This is a genomic window from Eubacteriaceae bacterium Marseille-Q4139, assembly GCA_018223415.1.
Classification (GTDB): domain Bacteria; phylum Bacillota; class Clostridia; order Lachnospirales; family Lachnospiraceae; genus CABSIM01.
On record JAGTTQ010000001.1, the window covers coordinates 3,049,420 to 3,063,246 of the forward strand.

The following is a 13,827-nucleotide window of genomic DNA, read 5'->3' on the forward strand; positions in this document are numbered from 1 at the left end:
AATCGGAGGTGCGGGAACATGCAGAAATTTTTAGAAAAAGCCCTTACAATCGGACGGGAGTACATAAAGGACGGCAAGGTGGCCTCCTATATCCCGGAACTCTCCCGCGCCGACAAAAACAGCCTGGGAATCTGTGTGCTTACGGAGTCGGGCGAGCGGTACGCGGCCGGAGATACGAAGACGCGGTTCACGATCCAGAGCATTTCCAAGGTGATTTCCCTGGCGGCGGCCCTGGAGCGCTGCGGCTTTGACCGCGTCTTTGAGAAAATGAGCATGGAGCCGTCCGGCGACGCCTTCAACTCCCTTGTGAAGCTGGATCTTGCCAGTGACAAGCCCTTTAATCCCATGATTAACGCCGGTGCCATCACGACAGCCGGGTATCTTGTAAAAGATACAAGCTTTGAGGACATGCTTTCCTACGCCAGGCGCATCTGCATGGACGATGGAATCGTCCTGGACGAGACGGTCTACCAGTCGGAGATGAGCCACTGCGCCAGAAACCGCGCCATCGCCTATCTGCTTCAGAGCAAAGGGATCCTGGAAAACGACGTGGAGGAAAGCCTGGATCTCTACATCCGCATGTGCTCCTTAAGCGTGACGGCGGAGAGCCTGGCGGGGCTTGGCCTCGTCCTCGCAAACGACGGGATCCACCCGAAGACCGGCGAGCGGCTTCTGGACTCGGACGCCGTCCGCATCGTAAAAACCATCATGTTCACCTGCGGCATGTACGACGGTTCCGGCGAATTTGCCGTCCGCGTCGGCATCCCCACAAAGAGCGGCGTCGGCGGCGGCCTCCTCTCCGTGGTGGAGCGGCGGATGGGAATCGGCATCTACGGGCCGGCCCTCGATGAAAAAGGAAACAGCATCGCCGGCAGGCATATGCTGGAATACCTGTCAGAGATGCTGCATCTTCACATTTTCGGCGGGGGAAGGTGAGCCTATTCCCCCGCGATCAGTTCTTTTCCGTAAGGAAGCGTCAAAATCCAGTCACAGAAATCATGCCATTCGGAAAGCTTGTGGCCCTTTCTCGCAAAATAGATATTGATGAGAGTCTCATAATTCAGCGTGCAGGTACGCATCTGGTTGTAGCTTTCCGGAAGAAGCTGGATCAGATCGTACCAGTCTTCCTTGTTTTTCCCTTCGTTTACATATTTTAAGCGGATGGCCTCCAGCCGTTCCACGACGGTTTCCATGAAGGCAAGCGTTTCCGGAGTCATATGATCGTGGCTGAAATCGTCCATGGAAAAGGGTTTGCTGTGGATTTTATGCATGGTGCTGGTGGAGTTAGCCACCGTTGCGATTTTATAGGTGTCGTACTCCTTCCACCAGTAAATCGGCGCCGTGATGTCCACGGACACGAACACCTGGCGGATGTATTTCCGGTGATCGCTTCCGGCCTTTCTTAAGCGCTTTGCCAGGTCTAAGTCGTTGGGGCCGAGCACGAAATTCCCGTCTTCATCGTAATAGCTGTCCATGCGGGCCCAGCTATTCATGGGGTTCCTGGCGCCGCGGATGGCGTTTTCAAGGTTCATGACGCTTGTACGTTCAAATCGGATCATGGAAATGATTTCCTTTCTTATCTTAATGGGAGGCGGCCCGGAAGGCGGCCTTTTGGGGAAACAGTGACCTCGTCAGCGTTTTCTTATCCATTATATCCGGCCGGGCATGGATATTCAAGACATATTTTTCTCATCCCGCGCCGTCTAAAACGGTTCCGTGCGATTTCCCTTCTTGCTTTCTTTCCGAAATCCTAGTATAATCCATAAGGATGGGCAGTTTTGCCCGGACATGGAGGAAACATGGAGACGATCATCAAAGACGTAAGCGGCGACGGCTGCCGGAGCGCCTTCCTAATCATGGGAGACGAGCCGGTGCTCTATGATACGGGCATGGCCTACGGCGCCGCGAAAACCATAGAAAACATCAAACGGGAGCTGGACGGTGCGCCCCTTATGCACGTGCTTTTGTCCCACTCCCATTATGACCATGTGGCCGGGCTTCCGTTTTTAAGGGAAGAATGGCCGGGGCTTAAGTCCTACGGGAGCGCCTACGCAAAGAAAATTTTAGAAAAACCGTCAGCCAGGAAGACCATGCGGGAATTAAGCGATGCGGCGGCAAAGGGCGCCGGGCTTCCTGCCGCGCCGGAGTATGACGAGGACGGACTGGATGTGGACGTGGTTGTGGGAGACGGGGACGAGCTTGTCCTTGGAAACCACAGGATCCTGGTTTATGAGACGCCGGGGCATACCCGCTGTTCCCTGTCATACCTGGTGGACAGAGACCTTCTCTTTGCCAGCGAGACCGTCGGCGTGTTTACGGACGAGACCTACATGCCATGCTACCTTGTGGGGTATCAGATGTCCGTGGACTCGGTGAGAAAGTTAAAAAAAGCCCCGGCGAAGCGGATTTTCATCACCCACAGGGGAATCCTGCCGGAAACGGACCTTCCGGCCGTCTGGGACTATCTGGAGCGGGAGCTCCTTGCGACAAAGGACGAGATCATCGAAATCATAAAAACCATCCCCACGAAAGAGGCGCAGATGACGGCCATGCTGGAGCGGTACCACTCCGGCGTTCCGGAAAAGGCGCAGCCGGATTTCGCGTTTTTATTAAATGCGGCGGCCACCCTGGACGTGGTGCGGCGGGAATGCATGGAGGGAATCGGATGAACCTGATTGTTGCGGCAGACAAAAACTGGGCCATCGGAAAGAACGGGAAGCTTCTCGTCTCGATCCCCGAGGATCAGAGGCTGTTTCGGGAAGAGACCATCGGAAAGGTCATCGTCATGGGCAGGAAAACCATGGAGAGCCTTCCGGGCGGACAGCCCCTCTACGGACGGACGAACATCGTGCTTTCGAGAAACCCGGATTACCGGAAAAAGGGCGCTAAGGTGGTTCACAGCGTGGACGAGGCCCTGGAGCTTTTAAAGGACGTCCCGACAGACGACATCTTCATCATCGGCGGGGCGGAGATCTATGAACAGTTCCTTCCATACTGCAATACGGCCCATGTGACATGGATCGACTATGCCTATGAGGCCGATACTTATTTTGTAAATCTGGAAAAAGATTCTGGATGGGAGCTGACGGCGGAGAGTGATGAGCAGACATATTTTAACATTTGCTACGAATTTCGCCGTTATGAACGAAAACAAAAGTGAAATCAGGTTGCCATCTTGTCTAATGGGTGGTAAACTGGAATATATCAACCGGCTCAGGAGAGACCGGGCATTATACAGGAGGTTAAGGTATATGTATCCGATTATTGAGGCGAGGAAGCTGGCGGATAAAATTTTCCTCATGGTTGTGGAAGCTCCGCGCATTGCTAAGAACTGCCAGCCAGGCGAATTCGTCATCGTGAAGATCGACGAGGTGGGGGAGAGAATCCCGCTTACTATCTGTGACTATGACAGGGAAAAGGGAACGATTACCATCGTATTCCAGACCGTAGGCGCATCCACAGAGCGTATGTCCTATCTGAAGGCAGGCGAGGCGTTCCATGATGTGGTAGGCCCCCTTGGAAACGCATCCGAGTTCGTTCATGAGGATGTGGAAGAACTCAAAAAGAAAAAATATCTGTTTGTAGCAGGCGGCGTCGGCGCAGCTCCCGTATATCCGCAGGTGAAGTGGATGAAGGAGAACGGCATCGACGTAGACGTTATCGTCGGCTCCAAGACGAAGGATCTTCTGATCCTGACCGACGAGATGAAGGCGGTTGCCGGAAACCTCTACATTACCACCGATGACGGTTCCTATGAGAGAAAGGGAATGGTTACGGAGGTTATCAAGGATCTTGTGGAGAACCAGGGCAAGAAATATGATGTCTGTGTTGCCATCGGCCCGATGATCATGATGAAATTCACATGTCTTCTGACGAAAGAGCTGGGAATCCCGACTATCGTCAGCTTAAACCCGATCATGGTGGACGGCACCGGCATGTGCGGCGCCTGCCGTGTAACCGTAGGCGGCAAGGTGAAATTCGCCTGCGTAGACGGTCCGGAATTTGACGGCCATGAAGTAAACTTTGACGAGGCGATGAAACGCCAGCTCATGTATAAGACCGAAGAGGGCCGCGCGCTTCTTAAGCTTCAGGAGGGCGATACCCACCACGGCGGCTGCGGCAACTGCGACGGCAAATAGGATGGAACTTTTTGGAGGTAAAGACATGGACGTTATGAAAAAAGTACCTGTCAGAGAACAGGATCCGAAGGTTAGGGCGACGAATTTCGAGGAAGTCTGCTACGGATATAATGAAGAAGAGGCAGTGATGGAAGCAGAGCGCTGCTTAAACTGCAAGAACGCAAAATGTATTGAGGGATGTCCGGTTAAGATTGATATCCCGACTTTTATCCATCAGGTAAAAGAGAAAGATTATACGGGAGCTGCTGAGACTATCGCAAAATCCTCCGCGCTTCCGGCAGTCTGCGGCCGTGTTTGCCCGCAGGAGAGCCAGTGTGAAGGAAAGTGCATCCGCGGCATCAAGGGCGAGGCGATCTCCATCGGAAAGCTGGAGCGTTTCGTAGCTGACTGGTCGAGAGAGAATGGCTTTGTGCCGAAGGCTCCGGAGACAAAGAACGGCAAGAAGGTAGCTGTCATCGGTTCCGGCCCTGCCGGCTTAACGTGTGCAGGCGACCTTGCAAAGATGGGCTATGAGGTGACGATTTTCGAGGCCCTTCATGAGCCGGGCGGAGTTCTTACATACGGAATTCCGGAGTTCCGTCTTCCGAAGCAGGCTGTCGTACAGCCGGAGATCGACAACGTGAGAAAGCTTGGCGTTAAGATCGAGACAAACGTCATCATCGGCAAGTCCGTTACCATCGACGAGCTCATGGACGAAGAGGGCTATTCCGCTGTCTTCATCGGATCCGGCGCAGGCCTTCCGAAGTTCATGGGAATCCCGGGCGAGAACGCAAACGGCGTATTCTCCGCAAACGAGTACCTGACGAGAAGCAACCTGATGAAGGCTTTCCGCGATGACTATGATACCCCGATTGCAACGAGCAAGAAGGTTGTCGTTGTCGGCGGCGGAAACGTGGCCATGGATGCTGCCAGAACGGCTCTCCGTCTCGGCGCAGAGGTTCACGTTGTTTACAGAAGAAGTGAGGCAGAGCTTCCGGCAAGAGCTGAGGAAGTTCACCATGCAAAAGAAGAGGGCATCATCTTCAACCTCTTAACGAACCCGGTTGAGATCCAGACCGACGAAAAGGGCTGGGTTAAGGGCATGGTTGTAAGGAAGATGGAGCTCGGCGAGCCGGATGCGTCCGGAAGAAGACGCCCGGTTGAGGTGGAAGGTTCCGACTTTACCATCGAAGTGGATACGGTTATCATGGCTCTGGGTACTTCCCCGAACCCGCTTATCTCCGCTACGACGAAGGGACTTGAAACCAACAGCCATAAGTGCATCGTTGCCGATGAGGAAAACGGAAAGACAAGCCGTGAAGGCGTATTCGCCGGCGGCGATGCCGTGACAGGCGCTGCTACGGTTATCCTCGCCATGGAGGCAGGAAGAGCCGGTGCCCGCGGAATCCACGAGTACCTTTCCGCAAAATAAAAGCATACGAGGCTGCCGGATGGGGGATTTCTCCCGGACGGCAGCCCCCACTTTATTTTTTGCAGGCAGATACCTGAAAAGGGCTGCCTTCTTCATGGAGCAAATGACATGAAAAAGAATATTGATCTTTTAAAGGAGCCGATTCTGCCGGCGCTTACAAAGCTGGCGCTTCCGATCATGGCGACGTCCTTAGTCCAGACGGCATACAATCTGACGGATATGGCCTGGATCGGGCAGATTGGCGCGGATGCCGTGGCAGCCGTGGGCTCTGCCTCCATGTTTTCCTGGTTTTCCCAGGGAGTCAGCGCCCTGTCCAAAATGGGCGGCCAGGTCAAGGCGGCTCATGCATTGGGCGAAGGCAAACACGGGGAAGCCGCGGAGTATGCCCAGGGAGCCCTCCAGATCGGGATCGTGTCCGCCGTCCTCTACGGGCTTGCGGCCATCCTGTTCCACAAAGGGCTGATTGGCTTTTTTAATATGCAGAATCCCGATATCATTTCTGATGCTGAAATTTATCTGATTATCACCTGCGGATTGATTCTTTTTTCCTTCCTGAATGCGATTTTTACCGGAATCCTGACGGCTGCCGGCGACAGCAGGACTCCGTTTCTTGCCAATGTCATCGGACTGTGCCTCAACATGGTGCTGGATCCGGTTCTGATTTTCGGAATCGGGCCGTTTCCAAGGCTTGAAGTGGCGGGCGCCGCCGCTGCGACCGTGTCTGCCCAGGCCCTTGTGACGGCTGTTTTCCTGATTTCCATACGGAAGGATACGCTTATTTTTGACAAGGTAAAGATCTGGAAGCCCACGAAGGCAAAACGGCTTTCGGTGATTTTGAAAATCGGCTTCCCATCGGCCGTCCAGACCATGATTTACAGCGGCATTTCAATGATTATCACGAGAATGGTGACGGCTTTCGGCGACACGGCCATTGCAGTCCAGCGGGTCGGCGGCCAGATCGAGTCGATTTCCTGGATGACGGCGGACGGCTTTGCCGCGGCCATCAACTCGTTTGTGGGACAGAATTACGGCGCCGGACAGTTAAAGCGGGTGAAGGACGGATATTTTACGGCAGTGAAAATCAACTTTGTCTGGGGGCTTTTTTGCAGCGCGCTTTTGATTTTCGGGGCGGAGCCCATTTTCAGGATCTTTATCCATGAGCCGGAGGTTGTGAGAAACGGCATGGATTATCTGAAGATCCTGGGCGTGTCCCAGATGTTTATGTGTGAAGAGCTTTTGACCGTGGGCGCTTTTTCCGGTCTGGGAAAGACCATGCAGGCGTCGGTCATCAGCGTTCTCCTTACTTCGGCCAGGATCCCTCTGGCGCTCCTCCTTCTCGGGACACCTCTGGGACTCAACGGTATCTGGTGGGCGATTACGATCTCCAGCATCGTAAAAGGAATTGTCTATGTCATCAGCTTTTCCGCCACGATGCGGCGGATGCCGTCGGCGTCTTAGTGACAGCAGGTAAGGAGCAGAAGACTGGAGGGGATAGAAAAGTGGCAAAAAGTGTTACGAGAGAAGAACGGTACCGGGAGATGCTGGAGACGCCTGTGTCAAAGCTGATCCCGAGGCTTGCGGTGCCGACGATCATCAGCATGCTGGTGACGTCCATTTACAACATGGCAGACACCTTTTTCGTGAGCCAGATCAGCACCAGCGCGTCGGCGGCCGTCGGCATCATTTTTTCGCTGATGGCGATGATTCAGGCTGTGGGCTTTACCCTTGGCATGGGCGGCGGAAACTATATTTCCCGCTCCCTCGGGAAGCGGGATGAGGATACGGCGGAGCGGACGGCGGCCACGGCCTTTTTTACGGCTGTGGCAGTGGGACTTTTGATTACGGTGTCCGGCCTTGTATTTCTGGATCCGCTGGTGCGAATGCTCGGCGCCACGGAGACCATTGCGCCGTATGCAAAGGATTATGCGAAGTACATCTTGTTCGGCGCGCCGATTATGACAGGCTCCTTTGTCATGAACAATCTGCTGCGTTCCCAGGGCTTTGCGTTTTACGCCATGTTCGGCATCACAACAGGCGGTATTTTAAACATGATCCTGGATCCGATTTTTATTTTCGGTTTTGATATGGGCATTGCCGGGGCGGCCATTGCGACGGTTTTGAGCCAGTGCATCAGCTTCTGCATCCTGTTCGGCCAGTGCAATTTCAGGAAGGGCTGCATCCACTTAAAGCCCTCGAAATTCACGTTTAAAGCCGGGCTTTACGGCGAGATTCTCCACGCGGGGCTCCCGTCCCTTTGTCGGCAGGGCCTTGCCAGCGCGGCGGCTGTGGCCCTCAACGTGGCGGCGAATCCCTTTGGCGACGCGGCCATCGCGGCCATGTCCATCGTGACCAGGTACATGATGTTCATCAACTCGGCCTTAATCGGCTTCGGCCAGGGCTTCCAGCCTGTCTGCGGCTTCAACTTCGGCGCCAAGCGGTATGATCGGGTACTGGAGGCGTTCTGGTTCTGCGTGAAGGTGGCCGTGATCCTTTTGACGACCCTCGGCGTCATCAGCTTCATTGGGGCCGGACAGATCATGTCCATGTTCCGGAAGGATGACCTGGAGGTTATTGCAATCGGCACCTGGGCCATGCGGTTCCAGTGTCTTGCCCTTCCGTTCCAGGCTTGGATCATCATGTCCAACATGCTGACCCAGTCCATCGGCTACGGCTTCCGCGCCTCCATCGTGGCGGCCGGGCGCCAGGGCATCTTCCTGCTTCCGGCACTCATGATCCTTCCAGGGATTTTTGGGATCCGCGGCCTTCAGATTTCCCAGCCGGTGTCGGATATCTGCACCTGCATCATGGCGGCCCTGATCGTGGGAAGTGTCTTAAAGGAGCTGAAGCAGAAAAACGAAGAGCAGAAAAAAGAGCAGAATTTGTCGTAAAAACCACTGGACGAATCCGGTATTTTGTGAGAGAATAAGAGCGAGTATTGTGTGATTTTTTTAACGATACAGGCCTGTCCAGGTACTATAAATTGAAAGGAGTTTTATCATGATTTATTCACATGAAGTAGAACAGATGTGTACGGTTGCCCAGGGCGTGAACCATGGCGCCGCTCCGATCCCGGAGGAGGCAAAATGGGTGCAGTCCAAGGAAATCAAGGATATTTCCGGCCTGACCCACGGCATCGGCTGGTGCGCGCCGCAGCAGGGTGCATGTAAGCTGACCTTAAACGTAAAAGAAGGAATCATCCAGGAGGCGTTAGTGGAGACCATCGGCTGTTCCGGTATGACCCATTCCGCAGCCATGGCAGCCGAAATCCTTCCGGGAAGAACTGTTTTAGAGGCACTGAACACGGACCTTGTCTGTGACGCCATCAACACGGCCATGAGAGAGCTGTTCCTTCAGATCGTTTACGGAAGAACCCAGAGCGCTTTCTCCGAGGAAGGGCTTCCGATTGGAGCCGGCCTTGAGGATCTTGGAAAAGGGCTTCGCTCCCAGATCGGAACCATGTACGGCACCTTAAAGAAGGGCCCGCGTTATCTGGAGATGGCAGAGGGCTATGTAACCGGCATCGCCCTGGACGCTGACGACCAGATCATCGGATACCAGTTCGTGAACCTCGGAAAAATGACGGACTTCATCAAGAAAGGCGATGACCCGAACACTGCATACGAGAAGGCAAAAGGCCAGTACGGCCGTGTCGCCGACGCAGTCAAGATTATCGACCCGAGACAGGAGTAAAGGAATTTTTTGCGCGCGGCGCAAAAAATTCCGCTACGCAAACGGAGCGAAGCGGAGTTCGCGTTTCCCGTTTTTAGAATTGGCGGGAACGAATCCCCTGAAGGGCGGAATCCGCGTTCCCCGTATTTGGAATTGGCGTGAAAAACGTCAGAAAATGAAGTTCCCATATTTTTAAGGAGGAAAATAGAATCATGGCATTATTTGAATCATATGAGAGAAGAATTGACAAGATCAATTCTGTTTTGAACAGCTATGGAATCTCTTCGATTGAAGAAGCAGAGAAGATCACAAAAGATGCTGGCTTGAACGTATATGAGCAGGTAAAAAAGATCCAGCCGATTTGCTTTGAAAATGCATGCTGGGCTTACACCGTAGGCGCAGCCATCGCCATCAAGAAGGGCTGCCGCCGCGCAGCAGATGCCGCAGCAGCTATCGGAGAGGGTCTTCAGGCCTTCTGTATCCCGGGCTCCGTTGCCGACCAGAGAAAGGTTGGACTGGGCCATGGAAACCTTGGAAAGATGCTGCTTGAAGAAGACACAGAGTGCTTCTGCTTCTTAGCCGGACACGAGTCCTTCGCAGCGGCAGAAGGCGCCATCGGCATCGCCGAGAAGGCAAACAAGGTTCGCAAAAAACCGCTCCGCGTCATCTTAAACGGCCTTGGAAAAGATGCAGCACAGATCATCTCCCGCATTAACGGCTTTACATACGTGGAGACCCAGATGGATTATTATACCGGCGAAGTGAAGGAAGTGTTCCGCAAGTGCTACTCCGCAGACCCGGAGAGCCCGCGCGCAAAGGTAAACTGCTACGGCGCCAATGACGTTACCGAGGGCGTTGCGATCATGTGGAAAGAGGGCGTTGACGTTTCCATCACCGGAAACTCCACCAATCCGACCCGCTTCCAGCACCCGGTAGCCGGTACCTACAAGAAAGAGTGCGTGGAGAAAGGCAAGAAATACTTCTCCGTTGCATCCGGCGGCGGCACAGGCCGTACCCTTCATCCGGACAACATGGCAGCCGGCCCGGCTTCCTACGGCATGACCGACACCATGGGACGCATGCACTCCGACGCACAGTTTGCAGGCTCCTCCTCCGTTCCGGCCCATGTGGAAATGATGGGACTGATCGGAATGGGAAATAACCCGATGGTTGGGGCTACGGTGGCTGTGGCTGTTTCGATTGAGGAGGCAGCGAAGGCTGGGAAGTTCTAAGGAATGCCCATTTTATAAGGGTTTCTGAATTTCTGAGGTGTGCTGAAATGGTGTGAAAATCAGTGTGCAGCACACATTACGCAGTGTACAAAGATACTGATGTTTGAAAGAATGGATAAGAGATGTTTCCTGAGATTTTCTGAGCGAAACATCTCTTATTTTGTTGCTTTATAGGAAATTCTGATTTTGGATAGGAAAAAAAGAAGCCCTGTTGATCGAACATATGTTAGATCAGCAGAGAAATGAACATGACAATAAGACGGTGGTTGGATTTAGAAGATATAGAGACCTTCTTCTCCAAACAAATCGTCAAATGGGTCATCTTCATTAAAAAGTAATCCATATCCAGAAGGTTAATCTCGCTCATATGGTGAATATTCTCGGATGTCACTCCTTTCGGTGGGTGTTCTATATATTTTTTGCGCAGTGCCTCAATATCTGGTTTCATAGCAAGCATTCTTCTTTGGAAGGATTATCTTTTAAAAGCAGGAGCAGAAACAAATCGGAGATTTATGAAAAATTTACAATCAGAAAAATTACACTGATTGTAAAGAGGAATTTTCTATGATATGATAAAAGTAGCAGAAAAGGTTTTTGTTACTTGACTTTAGCGAAGAGGAAGGCCGGTGGGAGTATGGCAGAACTGGATTTTGATAGAAAACACGCAGAAGATTTGCAGAGACTGCGGGGATTCCGCCTTCTGGATGATGATTTTATGAGCAAGGTCTTTGAAGATAAAGCGTGTTCACAGTTTTTATTACAGATCATTTTAGACAAAAAAGGTTTAAGCGTTCAAAAGGTACACGCCCAGCATGATGTAAAGAATTTGCAGGGACGTTCCATCCGTTTGGATATTGTAGCGACTGACGAAAACGGACGGGTGTATAATATTGAAATCCAAAGAAGTGATAAGGGAGCCAGTATTAAGAGGGCCAGATATAACAGCAGCCTGTTGGATGCAAATGTAACAGAGCCAGGTGATGATTATGAGAACCTTATAGAGACGTATATTATTTTTATTACAGAGAATGACGTACTGAAAGCGGGCCTGCCTATTTATCACATAGATCGGACGATTAAAGAAACGGGCGTAATGTTTGGGGATGAAGCACATATCATATATGTAAATTCCCAGATAAAAGATGAAACGGAATGCGAAAGGAGTGGAAACTATGTGCCGTGCTATGGAGGAGATGAGAAAAGAAGCTGCTGTTGAAGAATTGCTAAAAACGCTTCGTAACCTTATGAAAAATGTAGGCTGGACGGCAGAGCAGGCATTGACTGCTATGGGGGTTTCTGAAACGGACAAAGGCATTCTTATGAAAAAACTTTAATAGATATCAAAGAGCCGGTCAAAGCTCAAAATTGAGCGATGACCGGCTTCTTGAATTAAGAGATGGTATGATCCTGGAAAATACACCTTATACCAGACAATGCATCATCAGGACAATCTTACACGGTTTAACACGGATGAAACTTTAAGAGAATTTGGCGACCGGAAAGATACCGCTGATTTAATGAAAGTGGAAAAGATTGCAGTTGAGCAATTAAATGGCTATTTGCGGGTGGGAATAACTTTCAATCAGGAGACGCCCCTTTGCAGGCATACAATCATTTTAGCCGTTTTATAAATTCTACGCAATAATAGAGAAAATGACAATCACTGAATGTCAATTGAGGAGCGTTTTATGTATAAAAACAAGGCGGAAAACGGTGGAAATAATATTTGCGGCCAGAGGATAAAGGAAATCCGGGAGAATCTGCCAGAGAAAACTTCCCAGCGGAAACTGGCAGATATGCTGCAACTGGCAGGATTGGATATTGATAAGAATGCGGTGCAGCGGATTGAAAGTGGGAAACGGTTCGTGACGGATATTGAGTTGAAGGTGATTGCGGAGGTGCTGGGGATTAGTTATGATAAACTGCTAAATTGATTTAATGCATAATTTTTTGTTGAAATACCGTCCTTTTCCGAATCTGCTTCGTATAAAGAAGCAGAGTGGTTCAAAGTAACGAGATCAAAAAAAGGAAAGAGAGGAAACAGCATGAAAACCTTGGAAGAATTGTACCAGGAGGTATTGTCAAGCGACGAATTGAAGAATGCCTTTGCCGAAGCGATGCAGAAGAACAGTGCGGAGTCTTTTCTAAAGGCCAACGGCTGTGAAGCGGCAAAAGAGGAGCTGAAAGCCTTCCTGCTGGAGAAGCAGAATGAGCTGACGGAGGAAGAACTGGACAGTGTGAGCGGCGGTATTTCGGATTATGCGAAAGAGAAATTGAAAGATGTCATCACAAAAATAAGCGACAAGAGATAGACCTGTCTGGAGGAAAAGTCATCACCAATCCTCCTGTCTGCATCTTCCGGAATGATGACAGCCAGTCTTCCCATATTTGTAGGAGACCGCACGAACCCTTCAGGGGGTGTGAAGGATATACATCGAGGGTTTGCCAAGAACAAAAAGGTTCTGGCAGGCCCTTATTTTTGTACTTTTTCACACTCCGGGCAGATATCTGTTTCCTCACGCTCTATTCCCGAACAAAATCGCAGATTGTATGATTTGGATAGCTTGTTATTACAAACCGCATGAACATACGAACGATTTTTAAGGAGGAGTGTATGACGATTTATGGCTATGTACGGGTTTCCAGCACAGATCAGAATGAGGACAGGCAGATGGCAGCGATGCAGAAAAAGGCGGTGCCGCCCCAAAACGTCTTTGTGGACAAACTGTCCGGGAAGGATTTTAAGCGCCCGGAATACAGGCGGTTGGTTCAGAAGCTTAAGGAGGGCGATCTTCTCTATATTCTCAGCATTGACCGCCTCGGGCGCAATTATGAAGAAATCCAGGAACAGTGGCGTGTTTTAACAAAGGAAAAGGGAATTGATGTTTCTGTCATCGACATGCCGCTACTGGACACCGGGCAGGGAAAGGATTTGATGGGCACATTTATTGCAGACCTGGTACTTCAGATTTTATCGTTTGTGGCGCAGACGGAGTGCGAGAACATCAAAAAGCGGCAGGCGGAGGGGATTGCCGCCGCCAAAGAAAAAGGCGTAAAATTCGGCAGGCCGGAAATTGCGGTGCCGGCCGATTTCGGGCAGATTGTGGGAAAGTGGGAAAAACGGCAGCTCTCGTTTCAGGAAGTGCTGAAGCGGTGCGGCATGAGCGAGGCTACATTTTACCGCCGCCTGCGGGAATATCGGCGTCCGGAATAAGAACAGACATAAAAAGACTGTCATAAAGTACACCTTTTGACAGCCTTTCAATACCTCTTTAATATAACCCAAACAGGCCATTTTTTCAATCTATTTCACGGATTTTATGGATAAAAGTGCTATTTTTTGCCGGACGGACTGCCGCAGGGGGACTGATACCGG

Annotated in this window: 14 protein-coding genes and 1 pseudogene; 13 read left to right on the top strand and 2 right to left on the bottom strand. The window is 51.4% G+C overall.

The features are described from left to right. Positions 1-18 precede the first annotated feature (18 nt). Positions 19-936, top strand: a complete 918-nt coding sequence (gene glsA, locus KE531_14475) for a glutaminase A (protein ID MBR9954794.1) — start codon at positions 19-21, stop codon at positions 934-936. Positions 937-938: 2 nt separating this feature from the next. Here glsA and KE531_14480 read toward each other — a convergent pair whose 3' ends face one another. Further along, entirely contained in the window at positions 939-1,559 is a 621-nt protein-coding gene (locus tag KE531_14480; protein MBR9954795.1) for a hypothetical protein, read from the bottom strand. Between the two features lie 240 nt (positions 1,560-1,799). On the opposite strand from KE531_14480, the gene KE531_14485 reads away from it, so the two are divergent. From KE531_14485 to KE531_14520, 8 genes are all read left to right on the top strand, one after another. Further along, a complete protein-coding gene (locus KE531_14485) occupies positions 1,800-2,669 on the top strand; it encodes an MBL fold metallo-hydrolase (GenBank protein MBR9954796.1) in 870 nt (289 codons plus the stop codon). Further along, positions 2,666-3,160, top strand: coding sequence for a dihydrofolate reductase (locus KE531_14490; protein MBR9954797.1), 495 nt, complete (start codon positions 2,666-2,668; stop codon positions 3,158-3,160). The genes KE531_14485 and KE531_14490 overlap by 4 nt, the downstream gene beginning before the upstream one ends. Before the next feature lie 91 nt (positions 3,161-3,251). After that, positions 3,252-4,139: a sulfide/dihydroorotate dehydrogenase-like FAD/NAD-binding protein gene (locus KE531_14495; protein ID MBR9954798.1), complete on the top strand. Its 888-nt coding sequence runs from the start codon at positions 3,252-3,254 to the stop codon at positions 4,137-4,139. Positions 4,140-4,164: 25 nt separating this feature from the next. Beyond that, positions 4,165-5,550: an NADPH-dependent glutamate synthase gene (gene gltA / locus KE531_14500; GenBank protein ID MBR9954799.1), complete on the top strand. Its 1,386-nt coding sequence runs from the start codon at positions 4,165-4,167 to the stop codon at positions 5,548-5,550. A gap of 108 nt (positions 5,551-5,658) precedes the next feature. After that, the gene (locus KE531_14505) at positions 5,659-7,008 is read left to right on the top strand and encodes an MATE family efflux transporter (GenBank protein MBR9954800.1); all 1,350 of its coding nucleotides are present in this window, start codon (positions 5,659-5,661) and stop codon (positions 7,006-7,008) included. Between the two features lie 41 nt (positions 7,009-7,049). Beyond that, positions 7,050-8,438: an MATE family efflux transporter gene (locus KE531_14510; protein MBR9954801.1), complete on the top strand. Its 1,389-nt coding sequence runs from the start codon at positions 7,050-7,052 to the stop codon at positions 8,436-8,438. Positions 8,439-8,547: 109 nt separating this feature from the next. Continuing rightward, positions 8,548-9,240, top strand: a complete 693-nt coding sequence (locus KE531_14515; GenBank protein ID MBR9954802.1) for a hypothetical protein — start codon at positions 8,548-8,550, stop codon at positions 9,238-9,240. 191 nt (positions 9,241-9,431) lie between these two features. Next, positions 9,432-10,451, top strand: coding sequence for a GGGtGRT protein (locus tag KE531_14520; protein MBR9954803.1), 1,020 nt, complete (start codon positions 9,432-9,434; stop codon positions 10,449-10,451). 226 nt (positions 10,452-10,677) lie between these two features. On the opposite strand, the gene KE531_14525 is transcribed toward KE531_14520, so the two are convergent. After that, positions 10,678-10,818 (bottom strand): hypothetical protein, encoded by a 141-nt coding sequence (locus KE531_14525; GenBank protein ID MBR9954804.1) that lies wholly within the window; start codon positions 10,816-10,818, stop codon positions 10,678-10,680. A gap of 267 nt (positions 10,819-11,085) precedes the next feature. Between KE531_14525 and KE531_14530 the strand changes: the two are divergent. The 4 genes and pseudogenes from KE531_14530 (at position 11,086) to KE531_14545 (ending at position 13,665) form a co-directional block, all read left to right on the top strand. Further along, a pseudogene (locus KE531_14530) lies at positions 11,086-11,785 on the top strand (Rpn family recombination-promoting nuclease/putative transposase). A 354-nt stretch (positions 11,786-12,139) separates the two neighbouring features. After that, the gene (locus KE531_14535; protein ID MBR9954805.1) at positions 12,140-12,385 is read left to right on the top strand and encodes a helix-turn-helix transcriptional regulator; all 246 of its coding nucleotides are present in this window, start codon (positions 12,140-12,142) and stop codon (positions 12,383-12,385) included. A 111-nt stretch (positions 12,386-12,496) separates the two neighbouring features. Next, on the top strand, positions 12,497-12,763 hold the full coding sequence (locus KE531_14540; GenBank protein MBR9954806.1) for a hypothetical protein: 267 nt from the start codon (positions 12,497-12,499) through the stop codon (positions 12,761-12,763). Positions 12,764-13,065: 302 nt separating this feature from the next. Then, positions 13,066-13,665, top strand: a complete 600-nt coding sequence (locus tag KE531_14545) for a recombinase family protein (GenBank protein MBR9954807.1) — start codon at positions 13,066-13,068, stop codon at positions 13,663-13,665. Positions 13,666-13,827 lie beyond the last annotated feature (162 nt).

What these genes read in the sequence shown, in the direction of transcription:
- glsA (MBR9954794.1), top strand. Translation starts at nt 19, where the DNA reads ATGCAGAAATTTTTAGAAAAAGCCCTTACAATCGGACGGGAGTACATA.
- KE531_14480 (MBR9954795.1), bottom strand. Translation starts at nt 1,559, where the DNA reads ATGATCCGATTTGAACGTACAAGCGTCATGAACCTTGAAAACGCCATC.
- KE531_14485 (MBR9954796.1), top strand. Translation starts at nt 1,800, where the DNA reads ATGGAGACGATCATCAAAGACGTAAGCGGCGACGGCTGCCGGAGCGCC.
- KE531_14490 (MBR9954797.1), top strand. Translation starts at nt 2,666, where the DNA reads ATGAACCTGATTGTTGCGGCAGACAAAAACTGGGCCATCGGAAAGAAC.
- KE531_14495 (MBR9954798.1), top strand. Translation starts at nt 3,252, where the DNA reads ATGTATCCGATTATTGAGGCGAGGAAGCTGGCGGATAAAATTTTCCTC.
- gltA (MBR9954799.1), top strand. Translation starts at nt 4,165, where the DNA reads ATGGACGTTATGAAAAAAGTACCTGTCAGAGAACAGGATCCGAAGGTT.
- KE531_14505 (MBR9954800.1), top strand. Translation starts at nt 5,659, where the DNA reads ATGAAAAAGAATATTGATCTTTTAAAGGAGCCGATTCTGCCGGCGCTT.
- KE531_14515 (MBR9954802.1), top strand. Translation starts at nt 8,548, where the DNA reads ATGATTTATTCACATGAAGTAGAACAGATGTGTACGGTTGCCCAGGGC.
- KE531_14520 (MBR9954803.1), top strand. Translation starts at nt 9,432, where the DNA reads ATGGCATTATTTGAATCATATGAGAGAAGAATTGACAAGATCAATTCT.
- KE531_14525 (MBR9954804.1), bottom strand. Translation starts at nt 10,818, where the DNA reads ATGAGCGAGATTAACCTTCTGGATATGGATTACTTTTTAATGAAGATG.
- KE531_14535 (MBR9954805.1), top strand. Translation starts at nt 12,140, where the DNA reads ATGTATAAAAACAAGGCGGAAAACGGTGGAAATAATATTTGCGGCCAG.
- KE531_14540 (MBR9954806.1), top strand. Translation starts at nt 12,497, where the DNA reads ATGAAAACCTTGGAAGAATTGTACCAGGAGGTATTGTCAAGCGACGAA.
- KE531_14545 (MBR9954807.1), top strand. Translation starts at nt 13,066, where the DNA reads ATGACGATTTATGGCTATGTACGGGTTTCCAGCACAGATCAGAATGAG.